The 19985-nt window shown below is 52.1% G+C and carries 20 protein-coding genes and 1 tRNA gene; 13 read left to right on the top strand and 8 right to left on the bottom strand.

Annotated features, from left to right (window positions below; all coding sequences use genetic code 11):
• Window positions 1-167: 167 nt before the first annotated feature.
• The 5 genes from Q4544_RS10260 to fabI are packed head-to-tail and all read right to left on the bottom strand — an operon-like array spanning window position 168 to window position 3963.
• Complete coding sequence (locus Q4544_RS10260) at window positions 168-1349, bottom strand: aminotransferase (protein WP_303505952.1); 1182 nt, start codon at window positions 1347-1349, stop codon at window positions 168-170.
• 33 nt (window positions 1350-1382) lie between these two features.
• Window positions 1383-1889, bottom strand: coding sequence for a xanthine phosphoribosyltransferase (gene gpt / locus Q4544_RS10265; protein WP_303505954.1), 507 nt, complete (start codon window positions 1887-1889; stop codon window positions 1383-1385).
• 14 nt (window positions 1890-1903) lie between these two features.
• Window positions 1904-2515 carry a LysE family translocator gene (locus Q4544_RS10270; protein WP_303505955.1) on the bottom strand — a complete coding sequence of 204 codons (612 nt, stop codon included), beginning with the start codon at window positions 2513-2515 and terminating at the stop codon, window positions 1904-1906.
• An 18-nt stretch (window positions 2516-2533) separates the two neighbouring features.
• Window positions 2534-3097 (bottom strand): LysE family translocator, encoded by a 564-nt coding sequence (locus Q4544_RS10275; protein WP_368411266.1) that lies wholly within the window; start codon window positions 3095-3097, stop codon window positions 2534-2536.
• Window positions 3098-3144: 47 nt separating this feature from the next.
• Window positions 3145-3963 (bottom strand): enoyl-ACP reductase FabI, encoded by an 819-nt coding sequence (gene fabI / locus Q4544_RS10280; RefSeq protein ID WP_303505959.1) that lies wholly within the window; start codon window positions 3961-3963, stop codon window positions 3145-3147.
• Window positions 3964-4074: 111 nt separating this feature from the next.
• On the opposite strand from fabI, the gene pdxH reads away from it, so the two are divergent.
• The 5 genes from pdxH to Q4544_RS10305 all read left to right on the top strand — a co-directional run bounded on the left by pdxH (window position 4075) and on the right by Q4544_RS10305 (window position 10181).
• Entirely contained in the window at window positions 4075-4680 is a 606-nt protein-coding gene (gene pdxH / locus Q4544_RS10285) for a pyridoxamine 5'-phosphate oxidase (protein WP_303505961.1), read from the top strand.
• Between the two features lie 123 nt (window positions 4681-4803).
• Window positions 4804-5328, top strand: coding sequence for a cold-shock protein (locus Q4544_RS10290; protein WP_303505963.1), 525 nt, complete (start codon window positions 4804-4806; stop codon window positions 5326-5328).
• Between the two features lie 4 nt (window positions 5329-5332).
• Complete coding sequence (locus tag Q4544_RS10295; RefSeq protein WP_303505965.1) at window positions 5333-5827, top strand: DUF192 domain-containing protein; 495 nt, start codon at window positions 5333-5335, stop codon at window positions 5825-5827.
• 69 nt (window positions 5828-5896) lie between these two features.
• Window positions 5897-5973 (top strand) — tRNA-Pro (locus Q4544_RS10300).
• A 569-nt stretch (window positions 5974-6542) separates the two neighbouring features.
• The gene (locus Q4544_RS10305) at window positions 6543-10181 is read left to right on the top strand and encodes a vitamin B12-dependent ribonucleotide reductase (protein WP_303505967.1); all 3639 of its coding nucleotides are present in this window, start codon (window positions 6543-6545) and stop codon (window positions 10179-10181) included.
• Window positions 10182-10461: 280 nt separating this feature from the next.
• Here Q4544_RS10305 and soxR read toward each other — a convergent pair whose 3' ends face one another.
• The gene (soxR, locus tag Q4544_RS10310) at window positions 10462-10932 is read right to left on the bottom strand and encodes a redox-sensitive transcriptional activator SoxR (RefSeq protein ID WP_303505969.1); all 471 of its coding nucleotides are present in this window, start codon (window positions 10930-10932) and stop codon (window positions 10462-10464) included.
• 81 nt (window positions 10933-11013) lie between these two features.
• Here soxR and Q4544_RS10315 point away from each other — a divergent pair, with 81 nt between their 5' ends.
• From Q4544_RS10315 to Q4544_RS10330, 4 genes are all read left to right on the top strand, one after another.
• A complete protein-coding gene (locus Q4544_RS10315; protein WP_303505971.1) occupies window positions 11014-11388 on the top strand; it encodes a VOC family protein in 375 nt (124 codons plus the stop codon).
• Between the two features lie 219 nt (window positions 11389-11607).
• Entirely contained in the window at window positions 11608-12975 is a 1368-nt protein-coding gene (cysS, locus tag Q4544_RS10320) for a cysteine--tRNA ligase (protein WP_303505973.1), read from the top strand.
• Entirely contained in the window at window positions 12972-14606 is a 1635-nt protein-coding gene (gene cimA, locus Q4544_RS10325) for a citramalate synthase (RefSeq protein ID WP_303505975.1), read from the top strand. The genes cysS and cimA overlap by 4 nt, the downstream gene beginning before the upstream one ends.
• A gap of 14 nt (window positions 14607-14620) precedes the next feature.
• Window positions 14621-15391 carry a squalene/phytoene synthase family protein gene (locus Q4544_RS10330; RefSeq protein WP_303505977.1) on the top strand — a complete coding sequence of 257 codons (771 nt, stop codon included), beginning with the start codon at window positions 14621-14623 and terminating at the stop codon, window positions 15389-15391.
• Here the strand turns inward: Q4544_RS10330 and Q4544_RS10335 are convergent.
• The gene (locus Q4544_RS10335; protein ID WP_303505979.1) at window positions 15375-16052 is read right to left on the bottom strand and encodes a YafY family protein; all 678 of its coding nucleotides are present in this window, start codon (window positions 16050-16052) and stop codon (window positions 15375-15377) included. The genes Q4544_RS10330 and Q4544_RS10335 overlap by 17 nt on opposite strands.
• A gap of 199 nt (window positions 16053-16251) precedes the next feature.
• On the opposite strand from Q4544_RS10335, the gene Q4544_RS10340 reads away from it, so the two are divergent.
• The 4 genes from Q4544_RS10340 to Q4544_RS10355 are packed head-to-tail and all read left to right on the top strand — an operon-like array spanning window position 16252 to window position 18666.
• Window positions 16252-16476, top strand: a complete 225-nt coding sequence (locus Q4544_RS10340; protein ID WP_303505980.1) for a twin-arginine translocase TatA/TatE family subunit — start codon at window positions 16252-16254, stop codon at window positions 16474-16476.
• Between the two features lie 3 nt (window positions 16477-16479).
• Window positions 16480-16917, top strand: a complete 438-nt coding sequence (gene tatB, locus Q4544_RS10345; RefSeq protein ID WP_303505982.1) for a Sec-independent protein translocase protein TatB — start codon at window positions 16480-16482, stop codon at window positions 16915-16917.
• Window positions 16914-17828: a twin-arginine translocase subunit TatC gene (locus Q4544_RS10350; protein ID WP_303505984.1), complete on the top strand. Its 915-nt coding sequence runs from the start codon at window positions 16914-16916 to the stop codon at window positions 17826-17828. The genes tatB and Q4544_RS10350 overlap by 4 nt, the downstream gene beginning before the upstream one ends.
• Window positions 17818-18666, top strand: coding sequence for an ATP-binding protein (locus tag Q4544_RS10355; protein WP_303505986.1), 849 nt, complete (start codon window positions 17818-17820; stop codon window positions 18664-18666). Before Q4544_RS10350 ends, Q4544_RS10355 begins: the two co-directional genes overlap by 11 nt.
• Window positions 18667-18702: 36 nt before the next feature.
• Here Q4544_RS10355 and Q4544_RS10360 read toward each other — a convergent pair whose 3' ends face one another.
• Window positions 18703-19911 (bottom strand): LysM peptidoglycan-binding domain-containing protein, encoded by a 1209-nt coding sequence (locus Q4544_RS10360; RefSeq protein ID WP_303505988.1) that lies wholly within the window; start codon window positions 19909-19911, stop codon window positions 18703-18705.
• Window positions 19912-19985: the final 74 nt, after the last annotated feature.

Here is a 19985-nt window from a genome sequence, read left to right on the forward strand (position 1 = left end):
CCCCTAGCTGGCGCAAAATTCTTAGTTGCGGATGTCTACGACGCCTCAAGAAGGGGAGCAAGGGGGAAGGGCACCCTTCGCACAGCCGTGACCAAGCGGTCTGCGCAATCCGCAGCCATTTTCTTGGGGTTTCACTCTCGGAATTCGTGGATGCGTGGCTGTGTTGGTCAGTTCGGCTGGTAGGCTGCCAAACGGTCAAACAGCGCGCCAATCTCTGGGCGGGTCACATTCGCAAAGGCGATGCGCAGCTGTTTTTTCCCGTCTTGATCCGCGTCAGGCATAAACATTGTGCCCGGCAGCACCAACACACGCGCTTGCTTCACCAGATCACAGGCCAACTCATCCGAGGCCATCTCAAACGGATGCTCAAAATAAGCAAAATAAGCCCCAAGCCCAAGCAGACGCCAACCTTTGTCAGTCAACTTGTGCAGGTTATCCGTAATCGCTGCGCGTCGGTCTAGGATGTCCAGCCGCTCTTTGGCCAGCCAATCCCCAAGGTTTTGCATGCCCCACAGCGCGGCCCGCTGACCCAATCGATTTGGGCAAATCGCAACCGTATCCAGAAACTTTTCTACCTCGGCCATAAAACCGACCCCGCCAACAATCGCACCAACGCGATGTCCGGTCAGTCGGTAGGCTTTGGAAAAGGAATACAGATGCACCAGCGCATCTGACCAATCGTCATCACCAAACAAATCATGCGGCGCGCCGACCCTAGAATCAAAGTCGCGATAGGTTTCATCCACGATCAACCGGATGCCATGTGCTTGGGCCAATTCATAAAACCCTCGCAGCAGCTCTGGCGGATATTCTACACCGGTTGGGTTATTTGGGCTAACCAACACAATCGCGCGCGTGCGCTCGGTGATCAGCGCGGCAGCCCCTTCTACAGAGGGCAGCATGCCATCACCAACAGACAAAGCAACCGCCGTTACCCCCTGCATATCCAACCACATTTTGTGATTGAAATACCATGGAGTTGGCAGAATAACCTCATCGCCTTCGCCAGCTAGGCTAGCTATGGTCGCAGCAAATGCCTGATTGCAACCCGCCGTAATCCCAACCTGCTCGGGTACAATTACACCGCCATAAGCGGCTGACCACTGGCTGGCGATCTCTTGTCGTAAAGCATCGTCACCCAACACAGCACCGTACAAATGCGCTGTGTCATCATGCAAAGCAACCTCAGCAATATGGGCCCGCAACGCCTGTGGCGGAGGGTCCAACGGCGCAGCTTGGCTGACATTCAACAGTGGAGTTTCCGGGGTAAACTGTACCCCATCTAACCACCGCCGCGCTTCCATGACCGGAGGCGAAAAAGTAGCAGCCGTGCGCGACGTCAATGTCATATCAAACCAATCGAAAGTGAACGAGGAGCGGAATCAATCAGACCCGCGATAGGGCTGCACATACTGCAAGGCCATATCCCAAGGGAAGAAGATCCAGGTGTCCTGCGACACTTCGGTAATAAAACTATCTACCTGCGCGCGGCCCTTAGGTTTTGCATAGACAGTCGCAAAATGCGCTTTTGGATACATCTGGCGCACCAGTTCCAGCGTTTTGCCGCTATCAACCAGATCGTCGATGATCAGTACGCCTTCGCCATCTGCGCCCATGATTTCAGCGTCAGGGGATTTCAAAACCTTCGCTTCGCCGCGGTCTTGGTTGGAATAGGATTTCACGCTGATGGTATCGACCACCCGCACATCTAATTCACGTGCGATAATCATCGCCGGGGCCATGCCGCCACGTGTGATGGCAACAATGGCCTTCCAAGCTCCGTCATCGGGGCCTTGCCCGTCCAAACGCCAAGCCAAAGCACGGGAATCACGGTGGATTTGATCCCAACTGATGTGAAAGCCCTTTTCGTGGGGCAGACGATCATTCATCGGATGTCCTTTCGTTAAGAACGGTCAAGCAGCAAACGTAACCCCAGTGCGCCCAACACGGCTGCGGCGATCCGGTCCAGAACCGGCTTCAGTCGCAGATACCCATCGCGTGCAGGCGCAGTCGAGAGCAAGAGGGCAAAACCTGTATAGCAAATCAGCTCGACCGCAAGATGGTTTGCAACAACAAAGGCTTTTTCAGCCAACGTAATATCACGCGGGAAAATCACCAAAAGCACTGCAGAAGCAAAAAGAACCGACTTAGGATTGGCCAAATTAACCGCCATCCCATTCAAAAAGGCCTGCCGCCGCGGCATGGCATCACCATTGGTATCCAGCGGCGTCCGCGCATTGCGCCACATGCCAACAGCGATCCAAATCAAATAGATAGCACCCGCAATTTTCATCGCCAAATAGGCCCAAGGAAACACCGCAAAGATGCCGTCCAATCCCAAAAGTGCCAAAGTTGTCCAACATGCCGCCATCACACCCAGCCCGACACCGGTCGTGATCCCTTGGCGCAATCCGCCAGTGAGTGTGGCGCGCACGGAAAACAACATCGCAGGGCCGGGGCTGGCGATGGCCGCCAGTAAGGTCAGGTTAAACGCAATAATATGGGTCAATTCCATGGGGTACTCTTCCGCAAATTAAGTCGCGGCGATCTTTAATCCCAAAACGGCCAATGCGCCGCCAAAGACTCTGTCAAAGACGCCTTTTAAATTGGTATAGCCCTTGCGGGTTTTCTCAAACGAGAAAATACGGACAACGGCGATATTCCAAAGCATTTCGCCGATGAATATCAAGACCAAGAGGGCACAGAGCATCCACAACGGTGCAGTATCCGGCACGGTTCCCGCAAATACAGCACCAAAAAAGATCGGGCCCTTGGGATTTGAAAGCTGCGTAAATACACCCAGCTTAAAGGCCCCAAATTTACTGCGTGGCGCAACAGAAGTATCCGCCGCTTCCATCGGTTCATCCGCATGGCGCCACATCTTATAAGCCAAATAGCAAAGATACAGCGCACCCAGCCATTTCATGGCAATCAATAGGGCAGGCGCGTAGTCAAACAGGATCGACAGACCAAACAAAGCGGTCGTCGCCCAAAACACCGCACCCGCACCAATACCCGCCGCCAAAGCAGCGCCTGTCGCAAGACCTTCGCGTAAACCAATACGAGCCGACATTAAAACTGCCGGCCCGGGTGTCATTGCGGCGGCCAGGCATAAAAGCCAGGACGCCAAAAATGTAGTTAGTGTCACTTCTTACCTGTCACAACATCGATATCAGGCGCATCAACCGCCTTCATGCCAACAACATGGTAACCTGCGTCTACGTGCAGGTTTTCACCTGTCACACCAGAACCCAAGTCAGACAGTAGATACAAAGCAGAGTTGCCCACATCTTCGATGGTCACGTTACGACGCAGCGGAGAGTTCAACTCGTTCCATTTCATGATGTAACGGAAATCGCCAATACCAGATGCCGCCAAAGTCTTGATTGGGCCCGCAGAAATCGCGTTCACGCGAATACCGTCTTTGCCCAGATCTTCGGCCAGATACTTAACAGAGGCTTCCAACGCCGCCTTCGCAACACCCATCACGTTGTAATGCGGCATAACTTGCTCCGCACCGTAATAGGTCAGCGTCAGCGCAGAACCGCCATCTTTCATCAGCTTTTCAGCATGCTGCATGACAGTGGTGAAGCTGTAGCAGGACACATCCATCGTCATCAGGAAGTTATCGCGGCTTGTGTCCACGTAACGGCCACGCAGCTCGTTCTTGTCCGAGAAACCAATGGCGTGAACGATAAAGTCCAACTTGCCCCATTTCTCTTCGATCACGGCGAACGCCGCAGCAACAGAATCCGGATCAGACACATCGCAATCAATCAGCGTGTCGACATTCAACTGTTCTGCCAGTGGCACAACACGTTTCTTGAACGCATCTCCCATATAAGAGAACGCAAGCTCTGCGCCCGCATCGGCACAAGCCTTTGCAATACCCCAAGCAATGGATTTGTCATTGGCCAAGCCCATGATCAAACCACGTTTTCCAGCCATTAGATTATTTGACATTTGGACAACTCCGTCCCTTATTCCCTTTAAAGGCACCTTTAGGCGATCGGCCCACCTGCATCAAGTGCAGTGAGCGCCACCATAAGCCCGCAATGGCATCGGAGAGACACCATGTACGAAAGAACCGGAATTTTCGCAGGCGATGATCCCTTCCAGATAACCCGCTCCTGGTTGGCCGAGGCTGAGAAAACCGAACCAAACGATCCCAATGCCATCGCTTTGTCGACGGTAGACGCAGATGGCATGCCAAATGCCCGCATGGTTCTTCTGAAAGACATCGAAGATGCAGCTTTCGTCTTTTATACCAACTATGGCTCCGCCAAAGCGCAGGAAATCACCCAAGGGGGCAAAGCTGCCTTTGTCATGCATTGGAAATCTTTGCGCCGCCAAGTGCGTGTACGCGGAACAGTCACACGCGAAGAGGGGCCTCAAGCGGACGAATACTATGCCTCTCGCTCTCTCAAAAGCCGTTTAGGCGCTTGGGCCAGTGATCAGTCGCAACCACTCGAATCTCGTGCTAAACTCATGGCAAAGGTGGCAAAGATCACTGCTACTCACGGTGTAGCGCCCTCCAGACCTCCGTTTTGGGGTGGTTTTCGCATCGTGCCCACCGAAATCGAGTTTTGGGCCGATGGCGACTATCGCCTGCATGATCGCTTCGTCTGGCGACGCACAAACCCTTCTGAAGCTTGGGAAACTATACGTTTGAACCCTTGACGTTCGCGTCACGTAAAATGCAAGTCTATGAAACGCTTACGATTTTTTTCTTGCTGTGCGCGGGAAATTGTCGCAAAACAAAAAAAGCTCCGGGGATGGGGTTACCAAAGTAAGGCATGAAGAATGGATAAGTTAGCTGCCCAAAAGATACATGGGCAGGTGAAGTGGTTTGATCCTGTTAAGGGGTTTGGATTCGTCGTCTCTAATGACGGCGGGGCAGACATCTTGTTGCATGCCAACGTGTTACGTAACTATGGACAAAGTTCAGTCGCGGATGGGGCCGCTATCGAACTCGTCGTCCAAGAGACAGAACGCGGTGTGCAAGCAGTCGAGATTGTTAGGATCGAGCCACCAGAATCACAAATGAACGTCGCTCTCGCAGATTTCCAGGATTTGGATGAAGCAGAGATTGCCAATCTGCAATTACAGCCCGCTCGGGTGAAATGGTTCGACAAAGGCAAGGGGTTTGGATTCGCCAACATATTTGGCCGCGATGATGACGTCTTTATTCACGTCGAAGTGTTGCGCCGTCATGGTTTGGCAGAGTTGCAGCCAGGGGAGGCGCTTGCTATCCGTGTGATAGACGGACGCCGCGGCCTCATGGCCACTCAGGTTTGCTCCTGGGAAAGTGCCGAACCAGAGGAATAATAGCATGACCTTCAAACGCCGCATTCTCGCAAATCTAGCAGGTGCGGCGTTGAGCGTTTTATGCGCCTCAATTGCAAGTGCAGACTGCAGAAGAGACACCGTTCACCTACGGGGGGACTGGGGTCAGGCGCGCTTTACTGTCGAAGTCGCGGATAACGCGGTCTCGCGCAGCAAGGGCCTGATGGGCCGCAGCCATATGCCAAGTAGCAGTGGCATGCTCTTTGTGTACCACCGAACCGACGATCTCGCGTTCTGGATGAAGAACACATTGATTCCATTGGATATCATTTTTCTCGATGAAATGGGTGTTGTGGTTAATATTCACCACTCCGCACGTCCCCAAGACCTGACTCCGCTGCCCAGTACAGCGCCATCTCGCTATGTTTTGGAAATTAATGGTGGCCTCGCCAAGGCACTTGGCATCGAAAAAGGCACGCAATTAAAGCATCCAGCAGTGCTCCAACCCAATGCAGCATGGGCTTGTCGCGAAGCGGGTTAAAAAAGTTTCACAAACCCGCATTTTCCTCTTTTCATTCCGCGACGCTAAGACTAAACACCCTCTCACGGTCGGGGCGTAGCGCAGCCTGGTAGCGCACCTGTTTTGGGTACAGGGGGTCGTGAGTTCGAATCTCGCCGCCCCGACCAACTTCCAAATAAAATTTGGTACATCGCATCGGTCTCTTAATTGAGACCGATACGCGATTCTGGCATGTCCTTTGATGAATTCTTGGAAATGCCTAAAAAAATGTCACATATGCTGTGTTAACTGCCCTTTAATATCTACATCTTGTGGAAAACCTGTGGATGATCTTCGACGTTTTCAAAAAAACGTTGGTATTAGAACGGTTTCCACCAGACCCTTGATGCAATGCCTGTGGATGAACTTTGCCCCGACCTTTGTAGGAATCGGAGCAACTCAACCTACGGGATTTTTCAAAGCCAAGGGTCAACGGGAAATTCCATAAGTTTCTAAAATAAAGAAGTTGACCGAACGCGTGTTGATACGCCAGATTGTGGGGGCGGATCGGCGAGCCACCATATATAGTGCGCAACCTGCCGCGGGGGACTAAACGAAACAATAACATCCGGGCCTGTACCTGGTGCCAGCGTTTGCCGTTAATGCAACCGCACGGTGAAGTTTTGTCTACCGCAGCACATATATATCTGGCCCCATCCGCACGAAATTTAAGACACGCTGGACTTCAGGGGCAAACATGAAGATCGAGAGAAAATTTACCAAAGCCGAGCAGGGCGCTTATGCTTCCTTGGATTTTATTAAAACCACATCCGAGATTCGAAACCCAGACGGTTCCATCGTCTTTAAGTTAGACGAGGTAGAGATTCCCTCAAGTTGGAGCCAAGTCGCCTCTGACGTCATCGCCCAAAAGTATTTCCGCAAAGCTGGCGTTCCTTCGCGGCTTAAGAAGGTCAAAGAAAAAGACGTCCCAGAATTCCTCTGGCGCTCTGTACCCGCCGAAGGCGCAGAGATGGGCGGTGAGACCAGCGCAAAACAGGTCTTTGACCGTCTCGCCGGTGCATGGACCTATTGGGGCTGGAAAGGTGGCTATTTCACCACCGAAGCAGACGCCAAAGCCTACTACGACGAAATGCGCCACATGCTGGCCACCCAACGCGCCGCACCGAACTCTCCACAATGGTTCAATACAGGCCTTCACTGGGCCTATGGAATCGACGGCCCAGCCCAGGGCCACCACTATGTGGACTACAAAACCGGCAAGCTGACCAAATCAAAATCCTCCTACGAGCACCCACAGCCCCACGCCTGCTTTATCCAATCCGTTTCTGACGACTTGGTAAACGAAGGCGGCATCATGGACCTCTGGGTCCGCGAGGCGCGGCTGTTCAAATATGGCTCGGGCACCGGAACAAACTTTTCATCCCTCAGAGCAGAGGGCGAATCCTTATCAGGCGGCGGCAACTCCTCCGGCCTCATGGGATTCCTAAAGATCGGGGATCGTGCCGCTGGCGCGATCAAATCAGGCGGGACAACCCGTCGAGCAGCCAAAATGGTGATCTGTGATGCCGACCACCCGGACATCGAAGAATTCATCAATTGGAAAGTGAAGGAAGAGCAGAAAGTAGCCTCCATCGTGGCAGGCTCTAAGATGCACGAAGAGAAGCTGAATGACATCTTCAGCGCCATTCGTGCATGGGACGGCAGCACCGAAGACGCGGTCGACCCAAAAAAGAACGAGCAGCTTAAGTCGGCTATTCGTGGTGCCAAAAAGTCCGCAATCCCAGAGACTTATGTGAAGCGCGTGCTGGACTACGCCAAGCAAGGTTATGCCAGCATCGAATTTCCCACCTACGACACTGATTGGGACAGTGAAGCCTACGCCTCGGTGTCGGGTCAGAACTCCAACAACTCTATCCGCGTCACAGATGCTTTCCTAAAAGCGGTACGCGAAGACAAAGATTGGGAACTGATCCGCCGCACCGACGGCAAAGTCGCCAAAACCATCAAAGCCCGCGACCTTTGGGAACAAGTCGGCCACGCCGCATGGGCCTGCGCCGATCCAGGCATCCAATTTCATGACACCGTCAACGCATGGCACACATGCCCCGAAGACGGCGCTATTCGTGGATCAAACCCTTGTTCCGAATACATGTTCCTCGATGACACAGCCTGTAACTTGGCCTCGATGAACCTGCTGACCTTCCTCAAAGACGGTCAATTCCAAGCCGAAGATTACGTACACGCATCCCGACTCTGGACAGTCACGCTCGAAATCTCCGTGATGATGGCGCAATTCCCATCCAAGGAAATCGCCCAACGTTCCTATGACTTCCGCACGCTCGGCCTTGGCTACGCAAACATCGGCGGTCTGCTGATGAACATGGGTTACAGCTACGATTCAGACGAGGGCAGGGCACTCTGCGCCGCACTCACCGCGGTTCTAACGGGCGTTTCCTACGCAACATCCGCTGAAATGGCTGGCGAACTCGGCGCATTTCCGGGGCACGCGAAAAACGCAGAGCACATGCTGCGCGTCATCCGCAATCACCGCAATGCAGCCTATAGTGCCAGCAACGGCTACGAAGATCTCGCCGTCAAACCGGTTCCGCTTGATCTAGCCAACATTCCAGACGCCACATTGGGCAAGCTCGCCATGGCCTGCTGGGACGAGGCGCTCGAACTCGGCGAAAAACACGGCTACCGCAACGCGCAGGTCTCTGTGATTGCCCCAACCGGCACCATCGGCCTTGTGATGGATTGCGACACAACAGGCATCGAACCTGATTTCGCCCTCGTGAAGTTTAAAAAGCTCGCAGGCGGCGGATATTTCAAGATCATCAACCAATCCGTACCCGCAGCACTCGAAAAACTGGGCTACAAATCCTCAGAAATCGAAGAAATCATCGCCTACGCGGTGGGCCACGGTTCATTGGGCAACGCCCCAGCGATCAACCCAACAACGTTGATCCAACACGGATTCACCGAGGCAGAGCTAAACAAAGTCGAAGCCGCCCTTGGCACCGCCTTTGATATCCGCTTTGTCTTTAACCACTTCACGTTGGGCGAAGAATTCTGCACCGGCCCCCTTGGCATTCCAGCCGAGAAACTCGCCGACCCAGAATTCAACCTGCTGTCGCATCTTGGTTTCACCAAAGCTGACATCGACGCCGTCAATGACCACGTTTGTGGCACCATGACCCTAGAAGGCGCGCCACATCTCAAAGACGAACATCTCTCGATCTTTGACTGCGCGAACCCATGCGGCAAAAAAGGCAAACGCTATCTGTCCGTGAACAGCCACATCACCATGATGGCTGCGGCCCAGTCGTTCATTTCCGGCGCGATTTCCAAAACCATCAACATGGCAAACGACGCAACCATCGAAGATTGCCAAAAAGCCTACGAACTTTCTTGGTCCTTGGGCGTTAAAGCCAACGCGCTCTATCGCGATGGTTCCAAACTCTCTCAACCTCTGGCTGCAGCCTTGGTCGAAGATGATGAAGAGGCCGAAGAAATCCTAGAAACTGGCAATCCACAGCAAAAAGCGCAGGTCATTGCCGAAAAGATCATCGAAAAGGTCATCGTTAAAGAGCTGGTCAAATCCCACCGCGAGAAAATGCCGGAGCGCCGCAAAGGCTATACGCAAAAAGCCGTGGTTGGTGGTCACAAAGTCTATTTGCGCACCGGCGAATACGAAGACGGCAACCTCGGCGAAATCTTTATCGACATGCATAAAGAGGGCGCAGGCTTCCGCGCGATGATGAACAACTTCGCCATCGCAGTATCGGTCGGCCTACAATATGGCGTGCCCCTCGAAGAGTTCGTAGATGCCTTTACCTTCACCAAATTTGAGCCTGCGGGCATGGTGCAAGGAAATGACTCTATCAAAAATGCGACAAGTATCCTGGATTATATCTTCCGAGAACTCGCAGTTTCTTATCTAGATCGAACAGATTTGGCACATGTTAAGCCAGAGGGCGCAGCCTTCGACGATTTGGGTCGCGGAGAAGAAGAGGGCGTCTCTAACGTCCAAGAACTCAGCGAAAATGCTGCGAATAAATCTCTGGAAGTTTTGAAACAGATTTCGTCAACCGGCTACCTACGCAAACGGATGCCACAAGAACTCTTGGTTCTAAACGGTGGTGCTGATCCAGAGCTCGCGTTGCAAACGTTGGTCCCAGAAATTTCTGACGCAACTGTCGCCGTCGCGGCAACAACTGTGACAACCGGCGCAACATCCTTGGATCAACGCACCAAAGCCAAGATGCAAGGTTACGAAGGTGATCCATGCGGAGATTGCGGAAATTACACGCTTGTGCGTAACGGAACATGCATGAAGTGCAATACTTGCGGTGGAACCTCAGGTTGTAGTTAACGAAATTTGGGAAGGGCCCGAAACGGTCCTTTCGGCACCCCCGGCGGGGGGTATATCCCGCCACGACATTCCAGAGCGAGTGCGCTTGCTCTGAAACGACACTCAGACCGCAGGCAAAAAATTGACGAGCGGTAAACTAAAGTGAGTTTGAGTGGCGAAACTGGGGGGCAATTGCCCCCCGTTTTTCGTTTAGGGAATTATACGAAAAGGAATCGTACGTTTCAGACATCGAAACGCACGAATTTCACATTAAGCGATGGTGAAGATGCCGCGCGCCACGTTAATCTTCGTCCAAAGTATCCCCCATCAAAAACCGCGGACCGGCACCTTTTTTGTGGATGCGATCCTTAGGATTATAAAGCTTACACGCACTTAGCGACAGGCAGCCGCAGCCAATACAGCCATCCAACTTATCGCGTAACGCCTGCATTTGCGTGATCTTCGCGTCCAAATCCTTGCGAAACCCCTTAGACAATCGCGCCCAATCCGCTTTAGTCGGTGTTCGATTTTCTGGAAGTTTTTCAAGGCTTTGCTGGATTTCCTTAATGGGGTATCCAAGCTGTTGCGCAATCATAACAAACGACAACCGCCGAATATCAGCGCGTTCATATTGCCGCTGGCCGCCATCCGTTCGGAACGGCGAAACCAGCCCTTCCTCTTCATAGAATCGAATAGCCGACGGCGCGAGCCCGGTTCGTTCCGATATTTGACCAATACTTAAGCCGCGATGTCTTATCTGTCTGACAGGCAATGAAATTTTCCTATTGAGTTAAAGTATACTTGAGAGATTAGAAATAAGTCATCACGTTTTCAATAACAAAGGAGAGCAGTCATGCGCCTCGAACATTTAAATGTCACCGTATCTGACCCCAAAGGAACGGCATCTATCTTGCAAGATTTGTTTGATTGGAAAATCCGTTGGGAAGGGGTCGCAAAGGATAATGGATACACCGTTCACATCGGTGAAGATGATACATATCTTGCATTATATTCGCCTGATAAGGCGCTGAATAAATGTGATAATTCATACACCACCGTATCTGGATTGAACCACATTGGCGTGGTTGTCGATGATTTAAAAGCCATAGAAAATCGCGTGATTAATTCCGGGTTTAAGCCACACAATCATGCCGATTATGAACCCGGAGAACGCTTTTATTTTGATGGCCCAGACGGCATTGAATTCGAGGTCGTCAGCTACCGTTAACCTTTTGATCGCGGCCTTTCTGGTCTCTCGCCGCGATTTTGGCCAAGGATTTCCTTGACCCAAAGTGAGCGACTTTCTAAGGTCGCTCACATGAACAACGCACAAAACATCATTATTTGCTGCATTACCTGCTGAAAATTTCAAGCGGGCTGTTCTTCTATTTCAAAAATGTCGTGAAGTTGATAAGTCCGCAGCAGTACTGCCGTGTAAGGACGAGCCATGACGACGATCAAGCTACATAACTCAAAAAACCGTCAAAAACAGGTGTTTACGCCGATTGATGCGCAAAACGTGCGGATGTATGTTTGTGGCCCAACGGTTTATGATCGCGCCCATCTTGGAAATGCACGGCCTGTTGTTGTGTTTGATATCCTCAATCGTCTGTTGCGCCATGTCTACGGCGACGCGCATGTAACCTATGCGCGCAACTTCACGGATGTGGATGACAAAATCAACGCGCGCGCAGCCGAAAGTGGTCGTGAAATCGCAGAAATCACAGCAGAAACAACAGCTTGGTTCCTTGACGACATGGCAGAACTTGGCGCGATAGAGCCCGACCACATGCCGCGCGCCACGCAATATATTCCGCAAATGGTCGAAATGATCGAGGGTTTGATCGCCAAAGGCCACGCCTATGCCGCCGAAGGGCATGTGCTGTTTTCGGTCGAAAGTTACAAAGAATATGGTGCATTATCAGGACGTTCCGTCGATGACATGATCGCCGGCGCCCGCGTAGAAGTGGCCCCCTACAAACGCAATCCAATGGATTTTGTCCTGTGGAAACCGTCCACAGATGATCAACCTGGCTGGGAAAGCCCTTGGAGCCACGGCCGCCCGGGCTGGCACATCGAATGCTCTGCAATGGCTTATGATCTGTTGGGCGATAGCTTTGACATTCATGGTGGTGGCAACGACTTAATGTTCCCACACCATGAAAATGAAATAGCGCAAAGCTGCTGTGCACACCCTGAAGGTCAGTTCGCAAGTCTTTGGATTCACAATGAAATGTTGCAAGTCGAAGGTAAGAAGATGTCCAAATCTCTGGGCAATTTTTTTACCGTGCGCGACTTGCTAGACAAGGGTATTCCGGGTGAGGTGATCCGCTTTGTATTTCTGTCTACCCACTATGGCAAACCCATGGATTGGACGGAAAAGAAGGCCGAAGAGGCAAAAGCAACACTGCGCAAATGGTATGCCTTGGCAGACGATGCGGCAGATGCGGAAACGCCTGAAACTCTTATCGAAGCGCTGGCAGATGATCTGAACACCTCTAAAGCTTTGACCATTTTGCACGGGTTTGCATCTGCAAATGATACATCTGCTTTAAAGGCTGGGCTGCAGTTTCTTGGGCTGCTTAACGAAGCAATCCCAGCTTGGGCCGCAGCGCCAAGTGTTGATTTGTCAGTGTTTGCTGATCGGTTGGCTACTGTTCGGGAAAAAGCGATGGAAACCAAAGACTTCTCTGCCGTTGATGAACTGAAAAACGCCCTGATTGATGCGGGTGTTGAGGTCCGAATGAGTAAAGCAGGTGTTGAACTCGTTCCGGCAAGCAACTTTGATGAAGCAAAGCTGGAGGCGCTCAAATGACCTTGGATCGCCAAAAAGAACGTCTTTATCTTTACGACACAACCCTGCGGGACGGGCAACAAACCCAAGGCGTGCAATTTGCGACGTCTGAAAAGCAACAGATCGCCGAAGCCTTGGATCAACTGGGCATCGACTATATCGAAGGTGGCTGGCCAGGTGCGAACCCAACGGATAGCGAGTTTTTCGAAAGCCGCCCCCGATTACGCGCGACTTTCACAGCTTTCGGCATGACAAAGCGCGCTGGCATGTCAGCAGAGAACGATGATGTTCTTTCTGCGGTTCTGAATGCCAATACGCCAGCGGTTTGCTTGGTGGGGAAATCCCATGAATTCCATGTGAAAACAGCGCTTGGGATCACGTTAGCTGAAAACACCGAAAATATTGCTAAATCCGTCGCGCATTTGGTCGCACAGGGGCGCGAAGCTTTGTTTGACGCAGAACACTTCTTTGACGGATTTAAGTCGAACCCCGAATACGCCGTAGAGGCTGTGAAAGCCGCCTACAGCGCTGGTGCGCGTTGGATTGTATTGTGTGACACCAACGGTGGCGCGCTCCCCAGCGAGGTGTATGAAGCGACAAAGGCCGTGATAACTGCCGGAATCCCAGGTGATCATCTTGGCATACACACACACAACGACACGGAGCATGCTGTTGCCAATTCATTGGCTGCTGTCGATGCAGGTGCGCGGCAAATTCAAGGGACTCTCAATGGGTTAGGGGAGCGGTGCGGAAATGCGAACCTGACAACTCTGATCCCGATGCTGCTGCTTAAGGAACCCTATGCCAGCCAGTACGACACTGGAGTTAGCCTAGAGGCACTGGGCGGCATGACACGTATCAGCCGGATGCTAGATGATATTCTTAATCGGGTGCCGACCAAACAAGCGGCCTTTGTCGGGGCGAGCGCTTTTGCACATAAAGCAGGCCTGCACGCCAGCGCGATCTTAAAGGATCCGTCGACATACGAACATGTCGATCCGTTGATCGTTGGCAATGAACGTATCATTCCAATGTCGAACCAAGCGGGGCAATCTAATTTGCGCCGTCGTTTGAGCGAAGCTGGAATTGATGTCGAAAAGGGCGATCCAGCTCTGGCGTTGATCTTGGATGAGATCAAGGAAAAGGAAGCTCTTGGTTATTCCTTTGACACGGCGCAGGCCAGTTTCGAACTTTTGGCGCGCCGCGCTTTGGGTCAGCTTCCCACGTATTTCGAAGTGAAGCGATACAAGGTGACTGTCGAGCGCCGTAAAAACAAGCGGGATCAGATGGTTAGCTTGTCAGAAGCTGTTGTTGTGGTGAAAGTCGGGGGCGAAAAGAAGCTGTCTGTCAGTGAATCGATGGATGAACGCGGGTCTGATCGTGGTCCGGTGAATGCATTGTCCAAAGCCTTGGCCAAGGATTTGGGTCCATATCAACAGGCGATTGATGACGTTCACTTGGTCGACTTTAAGGTCCGTATTACTCAAGGCGGCACAGAGGCCGTGACCCGTGTCATCATTGATAGTGAGGACAGCAAAGGCCGTCGTTGGTCTACTGTTGGTGTATCGCCCAACATAGTCGATGCATCGTTTGAAGCGCTTCAGGATGCCATTGTTTGGAAGCTGGTGCGCGATAGCGTCACGCCTGTTTAATTGGATTTTATTCGATGAATCAAGATATTGCATCCTGCGCCTCACTTGTGCAGCGCGGCGATCCTGATCGGTTTCAGGCCATCATGTCGACGACTGTCGCGCTGCGTGAAAAGCTGTTTCCGCTTTACGCATTTAACGTCGAAGTCGCGCGTGCACCGTGGGTCACGCAAGAAACGATGATCGCTGAAATGCGTTTGCAGTGGTGGCGAGATGCGCTTGAAGAAATCGAAAAGGGCGGTGCAGTGCGCCGACACGAGGTTGTCACACCACTTGCGTCCATCTTATCGGGGCGAGATGTTAGTTTGCTGGATCGCCTGATAGAGGCACGCCGCTGGGATATTTATAAAGACCCATTTGAAAACGAAGCGCATTATAAACGCTACTTGGATGATACCGCGGGCAATCTATTGGTCACGGCCGTTGCTTTGGTTGGGGAAGCGGATGAGGCAGCCGTTCGTCAGATTGCCTATGCCGATGGCCTTGCGCGGTGGTTTCAGGCCATTCCAAAGCTTGAAGAACAGCAGCGTGTTCCATTGGTTGATGGGCGGCCAGAGGCGCTTGTTGCCTTGGCTAACGACGCTTTAACCGGTCTAACATCTGCTCGCCGGATGCTGGGCCGTTTGAACCCGGATGTGGCATCGGTTTTACGCAGCACTTGGTTGGCGGCACCTATATTGAAACAAGTTTTGGCTTCACCAAGCTTGGTGGCTGATGGTGCGTTAGGAACGAGTGAATTTCGAAAGAAATTCAATCTGCTAGCGAAATCTTTTAAAGGGTCTTGGTAGCTGAATTTAGCGCCATGTAATCCGCAAGCCTCATCCCGGGTTCATCCACAAATAACCCGGGTAAAACGGATATATCGGTGATCAAATCGACGCGAATGGTAGCAAATCTGTTCTGTGTTTCGCTATAGGCAATCAATGTCCACATGCGCCCCCAGTAGTCAATTTTTAGCGGCCTCAAATCCTGAGCGGGCTGGCCTGCCAGGCTGATCCGTAGGCGCTGACGCGCACGCACAGCGGCACGCAATGTGTTTAGGTGTGCCAGTCCTATGGCGCCGTCTTCGAACGGATATACCGCAAAGCCGAAGCTTTCAGATGGTCCATCGCTGGTTTCTGGCAGAGCATCTTCGAGCTTTGCGGATAGAGAGGTGGCCGCAGCGCCGAGTTCTGCATCCATTGATGTAGAAATGGCGACGAGGCCAAGATGCAGCGCCTCTAATTCTTCATGCGTGAGGTTCAAAGGGGGCAGGGTGATGACTGCTTTGGCCATGTAACCCAGACCACGTTCACCTTCTATCGGGACACCACTGGCGATCATGGTTTCCATGTCTCTGTAGATCGTTCTGACAGAGACCTTTGTTTTCAAAGCCAAATCTTCGGCTCTATGGACTGTGCCGTCCTTTAGAATTTCCATCAAGACCGCTAAGCGCTTACTGCGTTTCATGATCGATTCCTTAGAGAATGGTGGTTTGCACCTGACAGAAAACTGTCTCCTGACAGAATAATGTCAAAAACCTATCGGATTTCCAGTTAATTCGTGAAATTAACCCCGGTTTGTTCCTTTTAGTGCCAGCAACAACGGCTTACTTATAATCGTGACAGACAAGGACGGCCTTTTGGTGCGTCGAATTGGGGAGAAAACCATGTTGAACAATATCGGCCTACCAGGCCTTCTTTTGATTGCAGTTGTCGTTTTGGTACTTTTTGGCCGCGGCAAAATCAGCTCTTTGATGGGCGAAGTAGGTAAGGGCATTACCTCGTTCAAAAAAGGCGTGAACGAAGGCACAAAAGAACTCGAAGAAGAAGCGGCTGAAGTTGCTGACGCAGCCAAAGACGTGACCCCAGCTGACGACAAAGACAAGGTCTAAGCCATGTTTGATCTGGGCTGGACCGAACTATTAGTGATCGGCATTGTCGCCCTGATTGTTGTCGGGCCAAAAGACCTGCCGGTGCTATTCCAGCAAGTCGGGCGCTTTGTTGGCAAAGCAAAGGGCATGGCGCGCGAGTTTTCGTCGGCCATGAACCAAGCTGCTGACGAAGCGGGTGTCAAAGACGCAGCACAGGGTTTCAAGAGCGCGACCGATGGGTTGAACTCTATTGGTAACCCATTGAAAGCCGCGACAGATTCAGTGAAGGATGCTGCAAAGTCGGCAACCAAGCTTGATCTTGATGGTGACAAAGATGTTAAACCACTGGCGGCTGACCGTGCTGAAGCTGCGAAAAAGATCCAAGCTGCGACTGCGCAGAAAGCTCAGGATCGTTTGGATGCCGAAGCTGCAAAAATAGATGAACCGAAAGATCCTGCATGAGCCATACTGAAGAGATTGAAGATAGCTCGGCGCCATTGATCGAGCATTTGGCTGAGCTTCGGACACGACTAATCCGTGCCGTGATGGCTTTTTTGGTTGGGATGATCGTGTGTTTCACTTTTGGTGGGCAGATATTGGATTTTCTGCTGATCCCGATTGAAAACACCATGCGGGAATTGGGTAATCCAAATCCTGTTATGCAGTACACTGCGCCGCAAGAGTATTTCTTTACCCTGATCCGTATTTCGATGGTGGGCGGTCTTGCCTTGTCGTTCCCGGTCATTGGCTATCAGCTTTGGCGCTTTGTTGCTCCGGGGCTTTATAAGAACGAAAAGAATGCATTTCTGCCGTTCTTGATTGCATCACCCGCGCTGTTTCTATTGGGTGCGTCGTTTGCGCATCTGGTTGTTGTGCCGCTGGCAATGGCGTTTTTCTTGGGGTTTGCAGACTTGCCATCCTACCTGGCCGCCTTGGTTGGGAACGGGGACGTTCCTGCGGCTGGGACAGCTGTGAAAGACAGTGGTATTGATATTGTTTTCAACGGTAAGGTGAACGAAACCCTTGATATTACGTTGAAAATGATCGTTGCCTTTGGCCTGTGTTTTCAGTTGCCTGTGTTGCTAACCCTTATGGGAAAGGCTGGTTTGGTGAATGCCGAAGGTCTGGGCAATGTTCGTAAGTACGCGGTTGTTGGCATTCTGTTGCTGGCCGCACTTGTGACACCGCCGGATGTCATCACTCAGTTGATCTTGTTTGTTGTGGTTTACGGCCTTTACGAGATTTCAATCTTTCTAGTCAGCCGCGTCGACAAAAAGCGCGAAGCTAAGCTGCGCGAAGAAGGTTTTTATGATGACGAGGAAGCCGAAGACCTCGCTGATATTGAAGAAGACCCGGAAAATAATGGCAAATAAAGTACTAAAGCGTATTGCCGAGGCGCTGGAGCGGATGTCTCCAGCGCCTTTGGCGTCTCCGGATTTTGAAAGTGCAGACGCATTCGTTTGGCATGTTGATCCAGATCGTTTGGAGCCCGTGCGGGAAGTGAACCGCGTGGGGCTTGAGTTGTTGATTGGTGTTAATCGTTCACGCGATACGCTGATGGAAAACACTGTGCAATTTGCCAAAGGCCTACCTGCGAACAACGCCTTGCTTTGGGGCGCGCGTGGGATGGGGAAATCATCCTTGGTGAAGTCTGTGCACGCAGCTGTTCTACAACAGGGGCTAGGCCTGAAGATCGTTGAGTTGCAACGTGAAGACCTGCCTAGCGTATCACGCTTACTGAACCTTCTCAGAGGGCGTGAGGAGCGGTTTCTGCTGTTCTGCGATGACCTTTCATTTTCGCATGATGATCAGCACTACAAGAGCTTAAAGGCTGTATTAGATGGCGGCATCGAAGGCCGTCCGGATAATGTAGTGTTTTATGCAACGTCAAACCGGCGGCATCTGATGCCGCGGGATATGATTGAAAATGAACGTTCCTCTGCGATCAATCCGTCAGAAGCGGTCGAAGAGAAAGTATCGTTGTCTGATCGGTTTGGTCTGTGGCTTGGGTTCCACCCATGTAGCCAAGATGAATACCTGGAGATGATCAGAGGGTATTGCGCGGCCTATGGGGTGACGATTGACGCAGATACGATGCGTGCAGAATCCATCGAATGGCAGGCAACGCGTGGAGCGCGATCAGGTCGGGTTGCTTGGCAATACTTCGTTGATTTAGCAGGGCGCCAAGGCGTTAGCCTGAAACAGACATAAGAAAAACGCGGCTCAGTGAGCCGCGTTTTTTTGTGATTACTTGAGGTATGGCATTGGGTCGACGCTGTCGAACCCTTTGCGAACTTCAAAATGCACATAGGAATCTTTGGCTGGCAGTTGGGCGATCTTTTGACCGCGCTTGACGGCAGTGCCTTTTGAAACCGCAATGTTATCAACGTTATAGTAAACGGTCATGATATTGTTGGCATGACGAACAACCACGATCTTAACGTCATCAGCATCGGTGGTGATTGCAGCGACTGTACCTTCAGTTGCCGCAACGACTGGACCTCCGGCCGTACCAGAAATGTCGATCCCGTTGTTTTTACCCTTTGAATATGCGCGGATAATCTTGCCGTTCACAGGGTAAGACATTTTTGCGCTATTGGCGGGTTTGGTTTGTGAAGCCGACAGATCAGGCGCCTTTGGCTTGTCAGCTGCTGCGATAACCGTTTCCTTTGGCAAAGGCTTTGTCGCGCTTGGGGGCGTTGGTGTCGGAGAGCCTTCGCCCGGAGCGGTTGTAGCAGTTGCCGCGACTGGAGCCTGCGGGAGGGGGCTGCTGGATGGTGCCAACGGTTGTGCCGGTGGAATCAGCAGGATTTGGTTTTCGCGGATTGTGAAGTCCGATCCCAACCCATTCCATTCGGCAAGCGAACGCACTGGGATGTTGTAGAGCCGTGAAATCGTAAAGGCTGTCTCGCCGCGTTGTACAGTGTGGCGGATGGGCTCAAAACCGACCTGAGCGTTTTCAGGGATTGGTGCTGCCGAGGCTTCTAGTGTCTCTGTTTCAACAGCGGGTGCTGCGTTGTCGATCGCTGAACCGGCCAATGACGTGATGTCCACGTTGGATGGGGACACAATCTGCCCAGCACCGCCAGTGGCCTCTGACGGCTCTGATACGCGGCGTGGCAATGCGACGATCTCGCCAGCACGCAGCGCGTCATCGCGTCTGATCGCGTTGTATTCCGCCAACTCACCAGCATCTAAGCCGATGCGGTTCGCAACATCTTCCAATGTGTCACCGCGGCGCGCGACGGCGACTTGGTAGTTGGGGTAGGAAATGATGCCGCGGTTGTCTGGCTGTGGTCGCGGCGCGATTGCGCCTTTGGCTGCGCTGGACGTGTCCAGTTTCTGTCCAAAACCGTCGCGGAAATCAAAGTCAAATGGCGTGTCACAGCCGGCCAATATAGCCGTGGTTGAAACCGCCATTGCGACGGTTCTGAGCGAACGCAGGGAAACTGTCATCTCGATATCCTCGTGGAGCTCCGGATTTTTCTATTGGAGCCTCTTTTACGGGTTACATGCTAAGGGACAACGTT

Origin of the sequence: Cognatishimia sp. 1_MG-2023, from assembly GCF_030548175.1 — a bacterium.
GTDB lineage: Bacteria > Pseudomonadota > Alphaproteobacteria > Rhodobacterales > Rhodobacteraceae > Cognatishimia.

Bases quoted from the DNA above. Each gene is read 5' to 3' on its own strand.
- cysS (WP_303505973.1), top strand. From the start codon at position 11,608: ATGACGACGATCAAGCTACATAACTCAAAAAACCGTCAAAAACAGGTG.
- Q4544_RS10295 (WP_303505965.1), top strand. From the start codon at position 5,333: ATGACCTTCAAACGCCGCATTCTCGCAAATCTAGCAGGTGCGGCGTTG.
- Q4544_RS10315 (WP_303505971.1), top strand. From the start codon at position 11,014: ATGCGCCTCGAACATTTAAATGTCACCGTATCTGACCCCAAAGGAACG.
- pdxH (WP_303505961.1), top strand. From the start codon at position 4,075: ATGTACGAAAGAACCGGAATTTTCGCAGGCGATGATCCCTTCCAGATA.
- tatB (WP_303505982.1), top strand. From the start codon at position 16,480: ATGTTTGATCTGGGCTGGACCGAACTATTAGTGATCGGCATTGTCGCC.
- Q4544_RS10340 (WP_303505980.1), top strand. From the start codon at position 16,252: ATGTTGAACAATATCGGCCTACCAGGCCTTCTTTTGATTGCAGTTGTC.
- Q4544_RS10350 (WP_303505984.1), top strand. From the start codon at position 16,914: ATGAGCCATACTGAAGAGATTGAAGATAGCTCGGCGCCATTGATCGAG.
- Q4544_RS10290 (WP_303505963.1), top strand. From the start codon at position 4,804: ATGGATAAGTTAGCTGCCCAAAAGATACATGGGCAGGTGAAGTGGTTT.
- Q4544_RS10305 (WP_303505967.1), top strand. From the start codon at position 6,543: ATGAAGATCGAGAGAAAATTTACCAAAGCCGAGCAGGGCGCTTATGCT.
- gpt (WP_303505954.1), bottom strand. From the start codon at position 1,889: ATGAATGATCGTCTGCCCCACGAAAAGGGCTTTCACATCAGTTGGGAT.
- cimA (WP_303505975.1), top strand. From the start codon at position 12,972: ATGACCTTGGATCGCCAAAAAGAACGTCTTTATCTTTACGACACAACC.
- Q4544_RS10360 (WP_303505988.1), bottom strand. From the start codon at position 19,911: ATGACAGTTTCCCTGCGTTCGCTCAGAACCGTCGCAATGGCGGTTTCA.
- Q4544_RS10260 (WP_303505952.1), bottom strand. From the start codon at position 1,349: ATGACATTGACGTCGCGCACGGCTGCTACTTTTTCGCCTCCGGTCATG.
- fabI (WP_303505959.1), bottom strand. From the start codon at position 3,963: ATGTCAAATAATCTAATGGCTGGAAAACGTGGTTTGATCATGGGCTTG.
- Q4544_RS10355 (WP_303505986.1), top strand. From the start codon at position 17,818: ATGGCAAATAAAGTACTAAAGCGTATTGCCGAGGCGCTGGAGCGGATG.
- Q4544_RS10270 (WP_303505955.1), bottom strand. From the start codon at position 2,515: ATGGAATTGACCCATATTATTGCGTTTAACCTGACCTTACTGGCGGCC.
- Q4544_RS10275 (WP_368411266.1), bottom strand. From the start codon at position 3,097: ATGACACCCGGGCCGGCAGTTTTAATGTCGGCTCGTATTGGTTTACGC.
- Q4544_RS10330 (WP_303505977.1), top strand. From the start codon at position 14,621: ATGAATCAAGATATTGCATCCTGCGCCTCACTTGTGCAGCGCGGCGAT.
- Q4544_RS10335 (WP_303505979.1), bottom strand. From the start codon at position 16,052: ATGAAACGCAGTAAGCGCTTAGCGGTCTTGATGGAAATTCTAAAGGAC.